Here is a 14446-nt window from a genome sequence, read left to right as displayed (position 1 = left end):
TGCATGCTAGGGACCGGCCCAGGCGGGCGTAACGGCGCACCGGCGTGTCCCGCCGCGCAGTGACTGACAGAATGACCGTATGACCAACAGTCGCCGCCCCCGTGTGCTCTCCGGCATGCAGCCGACCAACGCGTCGCTGCACCTGGGCAACTACCTCGGGGCGCTGCGGCAATGGGTCGCGCTGCAAGAGGACCACGACGCCTTCTACTGCGTCGTCGACCTCCACGCCATCACCGCCGGGCACGACCCCGCCCAGCTGCGCCAGCGCACCCGCGTCACGGCGGCGCAGTACCTCGCCGGCGGCGTCGACCCCGAACGCAGCACGCTGTTCGTGCAGAGCCACGTGCCCGAGCACCCGCAGCTTGCCTGGGTGCTCAGCTGCATCACCGGCTTCGGCGAGGCCAGCCGCATGACGCAGTTCAAGGACAAGTCCGCCCGCGCCGGCGCCGACAGCACCACCGTCGGGCTGTTCACCTACCCGATCCTGCAGGCCGCCGACATCCTGCTCTACAACGCCGACCAGGTCCCGGTCGGCGAGGACCAGCGCCAGCACATCGAGCTCACCCGCGACCTCGGCGGCCGGTTCAACTCCCGCTTCGGCGAGACGTTCGTGCTGCCCAAGGCGTACATCCCCGAGGCCACGGCGAAGATCTACGACCTGCAGGAGCCCACGGCCAAGATGAGCAAGAGCGTGGCCGGGTCCGGGCTCATCGAGCTGCTCGAGTCGCCCAAGACCATCGAGAAGCGCATCAAGAGCGCCGTCACCGACACCGGGCGCGAGGTCGTCGCCGATGCGCAGAACAAGCCCGGAGTCACCAACCTCATCACTATCCTGGCTGCGTTCAGCGGTCGCTCGGTCGCGCAGATCGAGCAGGACTTCGCCGGGCGGGGGTACGGCGACCTGAAGAAGGAGGTGGCGGCGGCGGTGCTCGACGTCGTCGTTCCGTTCCAGCAGCGGGTCAACGAACTCCTCGACGACCCCGCCGAGCTGGACGCCGTCCTGGCCAGGGGTGCCGCCAAGGCCCGCGAGGTCGCCGCGCCGGTGCTCGCCACCGTGTACGAGCGCGTCGGGTTCCTTGCAGCGCGGTGACCCTGTGACAGTCGACTCCCGGCCCGCCGGCCAGACCATCGGACTGGCCGTCCCCATTCCGGAGCCCTACGGCAGCGAGCTGCAGGACTGGCGGCGCTCGTTCGGCGACCCTCTCGCCGACGCCATTCCGGCGCACATCACGCTGCTGCCGCCCAGGGTCATCGCCGACGCCGACCGCTCCGGCCTGTACGAGCACCTCGACAAGGTCGCCAGCCGGTTCGCGCCCTTTCGGGTGCACCTGCGCGGCACCGCCACCTTCCTGCCCGTGTCGCCCGTGGTGTTCGTGGCGCTGGCGCAGGGCATCTCCGCGTGCGAGCGGCTGTCCGACGCCATCCGCACCGGCCCGCTCGACGTCGAGCTGTCGTTCCCGTACCACCCGCACGTCACCGTCGCCCACCACGTGTCCGAAGAGGCCATGGACAACGCCTTCGACACCCTGGCGGGCTACGACGCCGGCTTCGACGTCGCCGCGTTCAGCCTCTACGAGCACGGCGACGACGGCTACTGGCGCCGCGAACGCGACTTCGTCCTGACGGGAGAGGCAGCCCGCGTGTGATCGCCCGGCTCCGCACGGTGTGGGCGCGGTTGCAGCTGACCCTCCCACTGCGCGCCTGGAAACGCTACGGCGACCTGCGGGGCAACCGACTGGCCGGCGCGTCCAGTTTCTACGGGTTCGTGTCGCTGTTCCCCCTGCTGGTGCTGTCGGCGGCCATCGTGAGCGCCGTCGCGGGGCCGTCGGGGGTCGAGCGCGTGCAGGACATCGTCAACGAGAACCTGCCGGGCCTGAACGTCAACGTGTCGACCTTCCACGAGAACGCGGGGACGGTCGGGGTCATCGGTGCGCTGGTCCTGCTCTTCACCGGCCTCGGCTGGGTCGACTCCGTCCGTGCCGCGGTCCGGTCCATGTGGGGCCTCGACGACCAGCCCGGCAACATCGTGGTGCGCAAGGCCTGGGACATCGCGGTGCTGGCCGGGCTCGGCCTGCTGATCCTGGTGTCGTCCGGCGCCAGCGTCGTGCTCATCTCCTTCGCCGGCGACGTGCTCGACTGGCTCGGGTTCGGCAGCGGCGGCTGGCTGCTCCGGCTGATCAGCGGCCTGGTGTCGGTGGGCGCCAGCACGGCGCTGTTCGCCTACCTGCTGGCCGGGCTGCCGCGCATCGTCGTGCCGTGGCGCAACCTCGCCGTGGTGTCCCTGCTGAGCGCCGTCGTCTTCGAGGCGCTCAAGCAGTTCCTCGTCCAGTACGTCGTCGGCACGGCGACGCAGAACTCCTACGCGGCGTTCGCCACGCCCCTGGCCATGCTGGCCTGGATCTACCTGGTGACCCGGCTGCTCATGGTGGCCGCCGCCATCACGGCCGAGAGCGCCATCGACCAGCTCGAGGCGAACGAGCGGGCGGAGAGCACGCGGGCGCTGCAGTCGCAGACCCGCGGCGTCCAGCCGGCCGTGCCGTCTCCGGCCGACGTGCTGACGCCCGGCCAGGTCCGCGCGACGGGGGTGGCCGCCGGTGCCGTGCTCGGTGCGGCCGGCCTCGCGCTGGCGATCTTCGCCACCCGGGCCGCCCGCACGGCGACGTCGGCGCTGCGCCGGCACGACGACTGACCGGCGACGCCGTCACTTCGAGGAGTAGCGGCCCGTCGTCTTGGGACGGCGTCGGCGCAGGGCGAAGCCGAGCCCGCCGGCCAGCGCCGCCGCGGCGAGGCTGAGCCAGACCACCGTCGGCACGCCCTGGGAGCTGCCGCCCGGACTGCTGAGCACGTCCTCGTAGTCCTCGAGCGGGTTGCGGCCGATGATGTCGCCGTCGTCGGATGCCTCGGTGACCATGGTCTCGACCTCGTCGGGCGCGACGAGGTGGCCGACCGCCGGCGCCTCCGGAGCGGCGAAGGCCCAGTCGAACAGGGCGGCCGCGGCATCCTCGGCCCGCCCCTCGGACCCGAGGATCGTCGCGATGAGCAGCCGGCCGTCGCGCTCGACCGCGCCGACGAACGTGTGCCCGGCCAGCGTCGTGAACCCGGTCTTCAGGCCGATGGCGCCCTCGTACGAGCCGAGCAGCCGGTTCTGGTTCTGGATCTGGAAGGTCGCGCCGTCGGTGCCGGGGAAGTCGTAGACGGGCGTGCCGGCCAGCCGGGTGATGGTCTCGTCGTCCAGCGCCTCGCGGCCGATGAGCGCGAGGTCGTACGCCGACGACAGCTGGCCGGGCGTGTCGAGGCCGTGCGGCGTGGCGGCCCTGGTGTCGAACGCGCCGAGCCGGCGGGCCTCGTCGTTCATCTCGTCGACGGTCTCGTCGAGCCCGCCGGCCGCCTCGGCGAGGGCGTGCGCGGCGTCGTTGCCCGACGCCAGCAGCAGGCCGTGCAGCAGCTGGTCGACGGTGTAGGTCTGGGCGGCGACGATGCCGACGCGACTGCCCTCGACCGAGGTGTCGGCCTCGGTGGCGACGTAGGTCTCCTCGGGGTCGAGCGAGGCGCCGGCGGCCAGCACCGTCAGCAGCTTGAGCGTGCTGGCCGGGGGACGGCGCTCGTGCGGGCTGTACGCGGCGAGCACGTCGCCGGACTCGGCGTCGGCGACCAGCCAGGCCTGCGCGTCGACCGACGGCAGCGGCGGCGCCGACGGCGACACCAGCGGTATCCCGGTGGCCGCCAGATCCTCGCCGCCGACGATCTCGTCGACCGGGGAGTCGGCCGGCGGTTCGAGGACGGTGGGCGACGGCGCCGGCGTCGGGCTGCCCGGCTCGGAGGCCGCAGGCGTCTCCGTCGCTGCTCCGGCCGGCAGCAGCGCCCCGGACCCGAGCACGACGAGGGCAGCCACCGCCGTGATCCAGGCGCGGTGGCTGCGGGGGGAGCGCAGTGCGGAGCCCATGGTCGACGTCAGCCTAACCAACGGCCGACCGCAGGGTCAGAAGCGGTGATGAGTCCCACGAGGAAAGGAGATCAGCCCATTCGGTGACGGAACAGTCAGCTCGGTGCGTCGTCGAAGGGGAGCACGAGCGTGCGCAGCAGGTCGCCGAGCCGCTTGCGCTCCTCGGTGTCGAGCCCGACCAGCAGCCTCCGCTCGTTCGCGAGCAGCCCCTCGAGGGCGGCGTCGACGGACTTCTTGCCGAACTCGGTGAGCCGGACCCGGACGGCGCGGCGGTCGTCCTCGTCGCGGCGGCGGCTCACCAGCCCGCGGGCGGTGAGCTTGTCGACCCGCGCGGTCATGGTGCCGCTGGTGACCAGCGTCTGGCCGAGCAGGACGCCGGGGGACAGCTCGTACGGCTCGCCGGCCCGGCGCAGCGCCGCGAGCACGTCGAACTCCCAGGGCTCGAGGCCGTGCTCGGCGAACGCGGCCCGGCGTTCGCGGTCGAGGTGCCGGGCCAGCCGGCTGACGCGCGAGAGCACCTCCATGGGGCTGACGTCGAGGTCGGGCCGCTCGTGCCGCCACGCCTCGGTCAGCCGGTCGACCTCGTCCTGCGCCATGGTCCGACTCTACGGTGTCGGCCAAGCATCTTGACGTCGAGAGAGCGGTCTGATTCGGTTATCTCGACGTCAAGATTTCTGGGAGGGCCGCACGATGTGGGATCCGGACCGCTACCTGACTTTCGCGAGCCAGCGGGCCCGGCCGTTCACCGACCTCATCGCCCAGGTGCGCGCCGAGCCCGGGACCGTCGCCGAGGTGGCCGACCTCGGCTGCGGGCCGGGCACGCTCACCGTGGGGTTGGCGCAGCGGTGGCCGGGCGCGCACGTCGTCGGCGTCGACGCGTCCGCGGAGATGATCGCCGCGACGCCGGCCGACCCGCCCGCCGGGGTCGAGTTCGTCCACGCCGACCTGCGCGACTGGACGCCGTCGCGCCCCGTCGACGTGCTGCTCAGCAACGCGACGCTGCAGTGGGTGCCCGGGCACCTCGCGCTGCTGCCCCGGCTGGCCGGACACGTCGCCGACGGCGGCTGGCTCGCCTTCCAGATCCCGGGCAACTTCGCCGAGCCGGCGCACGTCCTGCTGCGCGAGCTGGCCGCCGGCGACCGGTGGCCCGAGCTGCACGACCTCGAGCGTCCGTCGGCGCATGAGCCGGTCGCCTACCTCGACGCGCTGCTCGACCTCGGGTTCGGCGCCGACGTGTGGGAGACCACCTACGTCCAGCTGCTCCAGGGCGAGGACGCCGTGCTGGAGTGGATGAGCGGGACGGGGCTGCGGCCGTACCTCGCCGCGTTGTCCGACGCCGACAGAGACACCTTCGTCGGCGAGTACCGCGACCTGCTGCGGGGTGCCTACCCGCCCGGCGCGCACGGGACCGTGCTGCCGTACCGCCGGATCTTCGCCGTCGGCCGCAAGCCCGCCTGAGCGCGCCCGGGGTGGGGCTGTCCCCCGGGCGAAGCGGGGTGGTGCCGGGATGTCGCCGGGGCACCCTCGGCTCCGAGGATCGAACCATGACCACCGACACCGACATCCCCGCTGCTCCGCGCCCCGGCAGCGACTACGCCCGGCTGTCCCGGAAGATCGCCGACGCCGGGTTGCTGGACCGCCGGCCCGGCTACTACGCCGCCCGCATCGGCCTCGTCGCCGTGGCCTACGGGGCGGCGTGGAGCGGCTTCGCCGCCGTCGGCGACTCGTGGTGGACGCTGCTCTTCGCGGCCGTCCTCGCTGTGGTGTTCGCCCAGGTGGCGCTGGTCGCCCACGACCTCGCCCACCGGCAGGTGTTCCGCCGTCGCCGGCCCAGCGAGATCGCCGGGCGCATCGCCGGCAACCTCGGCATCGGCATGAGCTACGGCTGGTGGATGGACAAGCACACCCGTCACCACGCCAACCCCAACCACGAGGAGCTCGACCCCGACGTGTCGCCGGACATCCTCGTCTGGTCGGAGCGGCAGGCGGGCAGGGCATCGGGGCTGACCCGGATCATCGCCGCGCGGCAGGCGTTCCTGTTCTTCCCGCTCCTCACGCTCGAGGGGTTCAACCTGCACGTCGCCAGCGTCCGCGCGACGCTCGACCCGCGGCTGAAGCGGCGACGGCTCGAGCTCGGCCTGCTGCTCGCCCATTTCGCCGGCTACCTCGCGCTGGTGCTCGCCGTGCTGCCGCCCGGCAAGGCGCTCGCGTTCGTCGTCCTGCACCAGGCGCTGTTCGGCATCTACCTCGGCTGCACCTTCGCGCCGAACCACAAGGGCATGCCGACGCTCACTGAGGAGGACGAGCTGGACTACCTGCGCAAGCAGGTGCTGACCTCGCGCAACGTCAGCGGCGGTCCGGTCATGGACGTCGCGCTCGGCGGTCTCAACCACCAGATCGAGCACCACCTGTTCCCGAACATGCCGACGCCGAACCTCCGGAAGGCGAAGCCGATCGTCAGGCAGTACTGTGCGGAGCTGGGCGTGCCGTACGCGGAGACCGGGCTGATCGAGTCCTACCGCATCGCGCTGCGGCACATGCACGACGTCGGCGAGCCGTTGCGAAGCCACGCACAGTGACGTCCTTCCGGCCAAACAGCAGCGCATCGGCACGAGTTCCGCCAAAACGCCACGCAGAGTGATCGCCGGACGCTACCTTCTCCTCTCGTGGGGGGACACAAACGGGCGCCCAGCGGCGCCGTCCTGGGGCTGCAGCGCGTCCGCCGGCACGTCCTGAAGTTCGTCGCGCTCGCCGCGCTCGCCGTCCCGGTCGCCGCCGTCGTGGCCGACCAAGGGGAGCCGGCGGCCTCCAGGCGCGACGGGACACCGGATGACTCGGAGGGGCAGTATCCGGGGTTCCAGGATCGGGACGGGGGCGCGCGTACGCCTCAGGAGCCGGCGCCGATGTCCGCCACGGGCACCCCGTCACCCCAGCCGACGGCAGGTCGGCCCGGTGTGGACGGCCTGTCGTCGGACCCCTCGCCCACCTCGGCCGGGGGCCCGACGGGGTCCGGGTCGCCGTCCGATGACGGTGGCGCCGGCAGCGCCGACGAGCCGCCGGGGTCGCCGTCGCAGCGACCGCCCGGATCGCCGGACGACGCGCCGCAGGACCCCCCGGCGGGCGAGACCCCCGGCCGGCCCGACGACCCGCCGTCGCCGCCCGGTGAGGACGACGAGCCGCAGCCGTCGCCGTCGTCGCCCGGAACGCCGTCGGACGAGCCGGAGCCGGAGCCGTCGGCCACACCGAAGCCGCCGAAGCCCCCCGCGTCGCCCGAGCCGACCCCGTCGGAGACCCCGAAGCCGTCGCCGCCGTCGGAGCCGCCCACGGACGACGATGACGACGACGGCTCGCTGGTCTGCGTGGTCCTGCTGGGGATCGAGATCTGCCTCTAGGTGCCCGGCCGCTTCACCATCACTCGCCGGTGAGGCGGGGCTTGTGCTCGAGGCCGGACAGGCCGTTCCAGGCCAGGTTGACCAGGTGGGCGGCGACGTCGGCCTTCTTGGGTGAGCGGACCTCCAGCCACCACTGGCCCGTCAGCGCGACCATGCCGACCAGCATCTGCGCGTACATGGGCGCGTGCTTGGTGGCGAACCCGCGGGCCTTGAACTGCGCGGCGAGGATGTGCTCGACCTGGCTGGCGGCGTCGGAGATGAGGCTGGCGAACCCGCCGGTGGAGTGGGCGACCGGGGAGTCGCGGACCAGGATGCGGAAGCCGTCGGTGGACGTCTCGATGTAGTCGAGCAGGGCCAGCGCGGCGCGTTCGAGGATGACCCGCGGGTGCGTGGCCGAGGCGAGCGCCGTCGTGATGCGGTCGAGCAGCAGCTCCATCTCGCGGTCGACCACGACGGCGTACAGCCCCTCCTTGCCGCCGAAGTGCTCGTAGACCACCGGCTTGGAGACGCCGGCGCGGGCCGACACCTCCTCGATGGACGTGCCGTCGTAGCCGCGCTCGGCGAACAGGGCGCGGCCCACGTCGAGCAGTTGCTCGCGGCGTTGCTTGCCGGTCATCCGGACGCGGCTGGGTGTGGCGCGCGGCCTCGTCACGACATCGTCGGTCACGCGCCCCATCATGCTCCCGTGGTGCGACAGTTACGGTCCGCGAACCTCGTCGAATGTCCTCAGTCGGCGATGAGCGTGGCTTCGCCGCCGTAGTCGTCGACGCGCTTGGACTCGATGCGCTCGGGGCTGGGCCAGCGGACGTCCCACGCCCAACCGGCCTTCTCGAGGGCCCAGATGACGCGGGCGCTGGAGTCGATCTGGCCCTTCAGAACGCCGTGGCGCGCGCAGGTCGGGTCGGCGTGGTGCAGGTTGTGCCAGGACTCGCCCATGGACAGGAACGCCAGCCACCACACGTTGCCGGACTTGTCGCGGCTCTCGAACGGCCGCTCGCCGATGGCGTGGCAGATGGAGTTGATCGACCAGGTGACGTGGTGCAGCAGGCCGACCCGCACCAGCGTGGCCCAGAAGAACGCCGTCAGCGCGCCGTGCCACGACCACGTGGCCAGCCCACCGATGATCGGCGGCAGCAGCAGCGACAGCGCGACCCAGAGCGGGAACAGCTTGCTGATGCGCCGGATGTCGTCGTCCTTGATGAGGTCCGGCGCGAACTTGCGCGCGTCGGTCTGCTCGACGTCGAACAGCCAGCCCATGTGGGCGAAGAACATCCCCTTGATGAGCGCCGGCACGGTCTCGCCGTAGCGCCACGGGGAGTGCGGGTCGCCCTCCTTGTCGGCGAACTTGTGGTGCCGGCGGTGGTCGGCGACCCAGCGGATGACCGGCCCCTCGACGGCCATGCTGCCGGCGATGGCCAGCGTGTTCTTCACGCCGCGGTTCGCCTTGAACGCCCGGTGGGTGAAGTACCGGTGGAAGCCGACGGTGACCCCGTGGCCGGTGAACGCGTAGAAGGCCACGGCCAGCACGACGTCGAGCCAGCTCAGATAGCCACCCATCCACGCGATCGGGATCGCGGCCACGAGGGCGACGAACGGCACGGCGATGAAGACGCCGATGGTGATCCGCTCGCCGAGGGTCTGAGTGTCACCCGACAGCGTGCCGCGAGGGAGGTCGCTCTGCGCCGGGGACTGCGGGCTGTTCGCCGTGTCCGTGGAAGCCATGGAGTCTCCGTGTGTAAGGGGAACCTTCCTTACGGCACCGTAACCTACGATGCCGTAGGTCGTATAGTCCGGATCTCCTGATCTGTACCCGCATGATCGGTGGAGATGTGTCCGGAATGTCCGCCATGATGTGTGACATGGCGGAGCTGAAGACCTCGCGAAACGACGACAGCGTCGAGGCGTTCCTGGCCGAGGTGCCCGACCCCGGCCGCCGCGCCGACGCCGTCGCCGTCTGCTCGCTGATGGGTGCGGTGACCGGCGCGCCGCCGGCCATGTGGGGGGTCGGGATCGTCGGCTTCGGTTCCCGGCGGCTCCGCTACGACAGCGGGCGCGAGCTCGACTGGTTCGTGATCGGCTTCTCGCCCCGGAGGCAGGCCCTGACGATCTACCTGCCCGACGACCTCGACGTGTACGCCGACCTGTTCGCCCGGCTCGGCAAGCACACCGTCAGCAAGAGCTGCCTCTACGTGAAGCGTCTCGGCGACGTGGATGGGGCGGTGCTCGAGCAGGTCCTCCGCAGGGCTGTCGACCACGCCGCCGACTGAGGTTCTTCTTCGGTTCGTGTGGTTGCGCTGGGTTCCCCCGTCCCCCTGATGCCCATTCTTAGGCCGCGGGGACCCGCCTCAAGTCGGCGCCCTCTGTGATGCTGTCTCGCTGTGGCTTCCGGGGCTTCGACTTGACCCGGGTCCCCGCGGCCTAAGAACGGGCAGTGATCAGGGGGACGGGGAGAGTCTGGCGACGGGCCGGTGGTTGCTCGCTGGTTGCGGTCGTCCTCGATGTCAGGAACCGTGCTCTGTGGGTCTCGAGGACGGGTTTCGCCATCGAGGACGGTTCCGGCTGTCGACGTCGGGTCGTGGGCGGTGTGGGGAGGGACTTGTCCTCGCTATGGCGGGGAGAAGTCCCTCCTGACGTGTGACGTCCGCGATGCGGCACGGGTTCCTGGTGAACGTGATCATCTCGGCCCGGGCGGACCGCCGGAGAACACGGCGAGGCGTGCCCAGAGTTTCCCCGTCCCCTTGATGGCTGCCAGGTTCTTGGCCGCGGGTGCGCGGGTCAAGCCGAAGCCTCCCAACCACAGCGGCGTAGTGACCACAGAGGGCGCCGGCTTGAGGCGTGTGCACGCGGCTAAGACACTGGGCAGCAGGGGGGACGGGGAGCCGACCTCATCACCCCGGCAGAACCTCGAACCCCCCGGCGGGACGTCCGCCCGGCGAGCCGGAGCGAGCGTCGCGATACCGTAGAGGGGGCGGGCGGCCATGTGACAGCCGAGCGCCGTCTTTCCGCCGTAGTGTAATCGGTTAGCACGAGGGCCTTTGAAGCCCTTTGTCCAGGTTCGAGCCCTGGCGGCGGAGCTCTGAGCGGCATCCTCCGAACGGTCTCGGGCGAAGTTCTCGTCGCCGACCAGGGGCAGGTAATGTCGTGTCCGGACCCGCCACCGAAGCCGAGGAGCACGAACGCGTGACTACGCGCCCGGCCGCCGTCGTTGTTCTCGCCGCTGGCGAGGGCACCCGGATGAAGTCGTCCATCCCGAAGGTCCTGCACGAGGTCGCGGGCCGCAGCCTGGTCGGGCACGCCGTCGCCGCGGCGCAGGAGCTGAAGCCCGACCACCTGACCGTGGTCATCGGGCACGGCCGTGACCTCGTGGCCGCGCATCTCACCGAGACCGCGCCGGGGGTCACCACGGCGGTGCAGGAGCAGCAGCTCGGCACCGGCCATGCCGTCGGGGTGGCGCTGGAGCAGCTGCCCGAGCTCGACGGCGTCGTCGTCGTCACGTACGGCGACGTGCCGCTGCTGACGGGCGACACCCTGCACGCGCTGGCCGACCGGCACGTGGCCGACGGCAATGCCGTCACGGTGCTCACCGCCGAGGTCGCCGACCCCACCGGGTACGGCCGCATCGTGCGCGAGGCCGACGGCGCGGTGCGCGCCATCGTCGAGCACAAGGATGCCGACGCGCAGACGCGGGCGATCAAGGAGATCAACTCCGGCATCTACGCGTTCGACGCCGCGGTGCTGCGCGACGGGCTGAGCCGCATCACCACCCAGAACGCGCAGGGCGAGCTGTACCTCACCGACGTGCTCGGGCTGGCCCGACAGGACGGCCGCCGCGTCGGCGCCGTCGTCACCGACGACCCCTGGCAGACCGAGGGCGTCAACGACCGCGTCCAGCTGGCCGCCATGAACCGCGAGCTGAACCGCCGCGTCGCCGAGAAGTGGATGCGCTCCGGCGTCACCATGATCGACCCCGCCACCACGTTCATCGACGTCACGGTGGTGCTCGAGCGCGACGTCGTGCTGCGCCCGGGCGTGCAGCTGCGCGGCGCCACCGAGGTCGCCGCCGGCGCCGAGGTCGGTCCCGACTCCACGCTCATCGACACCGTCGTCGGGCCCGGCGCCAGCGTGGTGCGCACCCACGCGGACGGCGCGCAGATCGGCGAGGGCGCCACCATCGGCCCGTTCACCTACCTGCGGCCCGGCACCGTGCTCGAGGCGAAGTCGAAGGCCGGCGCCTACGTCGAGATCAAGAAGTCGACCGTCGGCGCGGGCGCGAAGGTGCCGCACCTGACCTACGTCGGCGACGCCACCATCGGCGAGGGCGCGAACATCGGCGCCGGCACGATCTTCGCCAACTACGACGGCGTCGACAAGCACCCGACCACGGTCGGCAAGCACGTCTTCGTGGGCAGCGACTCGGTGCTCGTGGCGCCGGTCGAGCTCGCCGACGGCAGCTACGTCGCCGCGGGGTCGACGGTCGTGTCGGGCACCGAGCCGGGCGAGCTCGCCGTCGCGCGGGGCCGGCAGCGCAACATCGCCGGGTGGGTGGCGCGCAAGCGCCCCGGCAGCAAGACCGCCGCGGCAGCCGAGGCGGCCGCGAGCGACACGGGCGACGGCGACAAGGGGGAGCAGCCGTGACGGGGATCCGCGCGACGGGCACGAAGACGCTGATGCTGTTCGGGGGCCGCGCGCATCCCGAGCTCAACGCGGAGGTCGCCGACCACCTCGGCGTCAGCCTGGTGCCCAGCAAGACGTTCAACTTCGCCAACGGCGAGATCTACGTGCGGTTCGAAGAGAGCGTGCGCGGCAGCGACGCGTTCGTCATCCAGAGCCACACCGCGCCCATCAACGAGTGGATCATGGAGCAGCTGATCATGGTCGACGCGCTGAAGCGGGCGTCGGCCAAGCAGATCACCGTAGTCATGCCGTTCTACGGGTACGCGCGCCAGGACAAGAAGCACCGCGGCCGCGAGCCCATCTCCGCGCGCCTCGTCGCCGACATGTTCAAGACCGCGGGCGCCGACCGCCTCATGGCCGTCGACCTGCACACCGCGCAGATCCAGGGCTTCTTCGACGGCCCGGTCGACCACTTGTGGGCGCTGCCCATCCTGGCCAACCACGTCCAGGACAACTACGCGCCGGCGAACATGACGGTGGTCTCGCCCGACGCGGGCCGGGTGCGGGTCGCCGACGTGTGGGCCGACCGCCTGGGCACGCCGCTGGCCATCATCCACAAGCGCCGCAGCCCCGACGTCGCCAACGAGGTCAAGGTGCACGAGGTCGTCGGCGACGTCCAGGGCCGCACCTGCCTCCTGGTCGACGACATGATCGACACCGCCGGCACCATCACGCAGGCCGCCGAGGCGCTCATGGAGGCCGGCGCGGCCGACGTGCTCGTCGCGGCCACGCACGCCGTGCTGTCCGGCCCCGCGGTCGACCGGCTGAAGAACTCGGCCGGCATCAAAGAGGTCATCGTCACCAACACGCTGCCGATCCCCGAGGACCGGCACTTCGACAAGCTGACGGTGCTGTCCATCGCACCGCTCATCGCGCGGGCCATCCACGAGGTCTTCGAAGAGGGCTCCGTTACCAGTTTGTTCAACGGGAACGCCTAGCGACGACGTTCGGGGCCGGTTTCACATCGGGGCTGCTCGGGGGCTAGACTTGGCGGGTTGCCTCGGCGAGGGTGCGTCTTTCTTGACGACACCGTGATCGACGCGGTGCGCAGTCGGTGCGCGCCCTTGCCCGAGCCCGACGTGCCGCTGACCGCCCACCGCGCTTTCCGAGGAGTTCTCCCGTGTCCGACGTCAAGATCGCCGCCGAGCTGCGTACCGAGTTCGGCAAGGGCGCCGCGCGCCGCCTTCGCCGCGCTGCCAAGGTTCCCGCGGTCCTCTACGGGCACGGGACCGACCCCGTCCACCTGGCGCTGCCGGGCCACGACACCATGCTCGCCCTGAAGACCCCGAACGTCCTCCTCACGCTCGACATCGAGGGCCGGGGCAGCGAGCTGGCGCTGCCGAAGCACGTGCAGCGCGACCCGCTCAAGGGCTTCATCGAGCACGTCGACCTGCTGCTGGTCAAGCGCGGCGAGAAGGTCACCGTCGAGGTGGCGGTGCACGTCACGGGCGAGGCCGCGCCGGGCACGCTGGTCAACCTCGACCAGTCGACCGTCTCCATCGAGGCCGAGGCGACCCACCTGCCCGAGGGCATCGAGGTCTCCGTCGAGGGCCTCGAAGAGGGCACCCAGATCCTCGCCAAGGACCTCACGCTGGCGCGTGGCTCGTCCCTGGCCGGCGACCCCGAGCAGCTGGTCGTCAACGTCACCGCTGCTCCCACCGCCGAGCAGCTCGAGGGCGAGGTCGAGGAGGCCGCCGCCGAGGAGGCGCCGGCCGACGAGGCTGCCGCCGCCGAGGGCGAGGCCGCGGACGCCGAGGCGTCCTCCGACGAGTCCTGAGCTCACTCCGCCGGGCCGGGGAGCCTGTCGATGTCCGACGCGTGGTTGGTGGTCGGGCTGGGCAACCCCGGCCCGACGTATGCCGGCACCCGGCACAACGCCGGGGCCATGGTGGTCGACCTGCTCGCCGAGCGGGTCGGCGTCGCCTTCAAGTCGCAGCGCAAGCACCGGGCCGATGTCGCCGAGATCCGTCTCGGCGGCGTGCCCGGTGTCCGCGCCGTGCTGGCCAAGCCGCACTCGTACATGAACGAGTCCGGCGGGCCGGTCGGGCTGCTCGCCGACTTCTACAAGATCGAGCCGGACCGTCTGCTGGTCGTCCACGATGAGCTCGACCTGCCCTTCGGTACCGTCCGGCTGAAGCGCGGCGGGGGTGACAACGGTCACAACGGGCTGCGGTCGGTGCGGGCCCGGGTCGGCACCGGCGACTACTGCCGGCTGCGCTTCGGCATCGGCCGGCCGCCCGGTCGCATGGACCCCGCGGCATTCGTGCTCAAGCCCTTCTCCACTGTTGAGAAGCGTGAGATCGATCTCGAGATCGACCGCGCGGCCGATGCCGCCGAGGCCGTCGTGGTCGACGGCCTCACGTATGCGCAGAACCACTACAACGTGTAAGCATCCGGTGTCACCGTCGCCCGCGGCGGAGCCGGTTTCGAAATCGAC

15 protein-coding genes and 1 tRNA gene are annotated in these 14446 nt (G+C 71.6%); 12 read left to right on the top strand and 4 right to left on the bottom strand.

Annotation, left to right across the window (positions count from 1 at the left end; translation table 11 throughout):
• Positions 1-79: 79 nt before the first annotated feature.
• From trpS to HD601_RS04255, 3 genes are read left to right on the top strand one after another with little or no spacing between them, the layout of a single operon-like run.
• Positions 80-1090 (top strand): tryptophan--tRNA ligase, encoded by a 1011-nt coding sequence (trpS, locus tag HD601_RS04265; protein WP_184819661.1) that lies wholly within the window; start codon positions 80-82, stop codon positions 1088-1090.
• 4 nt (positions 1091-1094) lie between these two features.
• Positions 1095-1646, top strand: a complete 552-nt coding sequence (locus HD601_RS04260) for a 2'-5' RNA ligase family protein (RefSeq protein ID WP_184819659.1) — start codon at positions 1095-1097, stop codon at positions 1644-1646.
• Entirely contained in the window at positions 1643-2689 is a 1047-nt protein-coding gene (locus HD601_RS04255; protein ID WP_184819657.1) for a YhjD/YihY/BrkB family envelope integrity protein, read from the top strand. Before HD601_RS04260 ends, HD601_RS04255 begins: the two co-directional genes overlap by 4 nt.
• Positions 2690-2701: 12 nt before the next feature.
• Here HD601_RS04255 and HD601_RS04250 read toward each other — a convergent pair whose 3' ends face one another.
• Complete coding sequence (locus tag HD601_RS04250) at positions 2702-3943, bottom strand: D-alanyl-D-alanine carboxypeptidase family protein (RefSeq protein ID WP_184819655.1); 1242 nt, start codon at positions 3941-3943, stop codon at positions 2702-2704.
• Positions 3944-4038: 95 nt separating this feature from the next.
• Positions 4039-4539, bottom strand: a complete 501-nt coding sequence (locus HD601_RS04245) for a MarR family winged helix-turn-helix transcriptional regulator (RefSeq protein WP_184819653.1) — start codon at positions 4537-4539, stop codon at positions 4039-4041.
• Between the two features lie 94 nt (positions 4540-4633).
• Between HD601_RS04245 and HD601_RS04240 the strand changes: the two genes are divergently transcribed.
• The 3 genes from HD601_RS04240 (at position 4634) to HD601_RS04230 (ending at position 7335) form a co-directional block, all read left to right on the top strand.
• Entirely contained in the window at positions 4634-5401 is a 768-nt protein-coding gene (locus HD601_RS04240) for a methyltransferase domain-containing protein (RefSeq protein ID WP_184819651.1), read from the top strand.
• Positions 5402-5487: 86 nt separating this feature from the next.
• Complete coding sequence (locus HD601_RS04235; protein WP_184819648.1) at positions 5488-6522, top strand: fatty acid desaturase family protein; 1035 nt, start codon at positions 5488-5490, stop codon at positions 6520-6522.
• Between the two features lie 87 nt (positions 6523-6609).
• Complete coding sequence (locus tag HD601_RS04230; RefSeq protein ID WP_184819646.1) at positions 6610-7335, top strand: hypothetical protein; 726 nt, start codon at positions 6610-6612, stop codon at positions 7333-7335.
• Positions 7336-7354: 19 nt separating this feature from the next.
• Here HD601_RS04230 and HD601_RS04225 read toward each other — a convergent pair whose 3' ends face one another.
• Both HD601_RS04225 and HD601_RS04220 read right to left on the bottom strand, forming a co-directional pair.
• Positions 7355-7951 carry a TetR/AcrR family transcriptional regulator gene (locus HD601_RS04225; protein WP_246400631.1) on the bottom strand — a complete coding sequence of 199 codons (597 nt, stop codon included), beginning with the start codon at positions 7949-7951 and terminating at the stop codon, positions 7355-7357.
• Positions 7952-8061: 110 nt separating this feature from the next.
• Positions 8062-9057 (bottom strand): acyl-CoA desaturase, encoded by a 996-nt coding sequence (locus HD601_RS04220; protein ID WP_184819642.1) that lies wholly within the window; start codon positions 9055-9057, stop codon positions 8062-8064.
• Between the two features lie 137 nt (positions 9058-9194).
• Here HD601_RS04220 and HD601_RS04215 point away from each other — a divergent pair, with 137 nt between their 5' ends.
• The 6 genes from HD601_RS04215 (at position 9195) to pth (ending at position 14398) form a co-directional block, all read left to right on the top strand.
• The gene (locus HD601_RS04215) at positions 9195-9602 is read left to right on the top strand and encodes a DUF1801 domain-containing protein (protein ID WP_184819640.1); all 408 of its coding nucleotides are present in this window, start codon (positions 9195-9197) and stop codon (positions 9600-9602) included.
• 734 nt (positions 9603-10336) lie between these two features.
• Positions 10337-10409: transfer RNA gene (locus tag HD601_RS04210), tRNA-Gln, on the top strand.
• A 160-nt stretch (positions 10410-10569) separates the two neighbouring features.
• Positions 10570-11970, top strand: coding sequence for a bifunctional UDP-N-acetylglucosamine diphosphorylase/glucosamine-1-phosphate N-acetyltransferase GlmU (glmU, locus tag HD601_RS04205; RefSeq protein ID WP_246400630.1), 1401 nt, complete (start codon positions 10570-10572; stop codon positions 11968-11970).
• On the top strand, positions 11967-12947 hold the full coding sequence (locus HD601_RS04200) for a ribose-phosphate diphosphokinase (protein ID WP_184819636.1): 981 nt from the start codon (positions 11967-11969) through the stop codon (positions 12945-12947). The genes glmU and HD601_RS04200 overlap by 4 nt, the downstream gene beginning before the upstream one ends.
• Positions 12948-13129: 182 nt before the next feature.
• A complete protein-coding gene (locus tag HD601_RS04195; protein ID WP_184819634.1) occupies positions 13130-13786 on the top strand; it encodes a 50S ribosomal protein L25/general stress protein Ctc in 657 nt (218 codons plus the stop codon).
• 30 nt (positions 13787-13816) lie between these two features.
• A complete protein-coding gene (pth, locus tag HD601_RS04190) occupies positions 13817-14398 on the top strand; it encodes an aminoacyl-tRNA hydrolase (protein WP_184819632.1) in 582 nt (193 codons plus the stop codon).
• Positions 14399-14446: the final 48 nt, after the last annotated feature.

Source organism: Jiangella mangrovi, assembly GCF_014204975.1.
Classification (GTDB): domain Bacteria; phylum Actinomycetota; class Actinomycetes; order Jiangellales; family Jiangellaceae; genus Jiangella; species Jiangella mangrovi.
The sequence above is the reverse complement of the archived record's forward strand: the minus strand, read 5'-3'. Positions and strand labels throughout refer to the sequence as shown.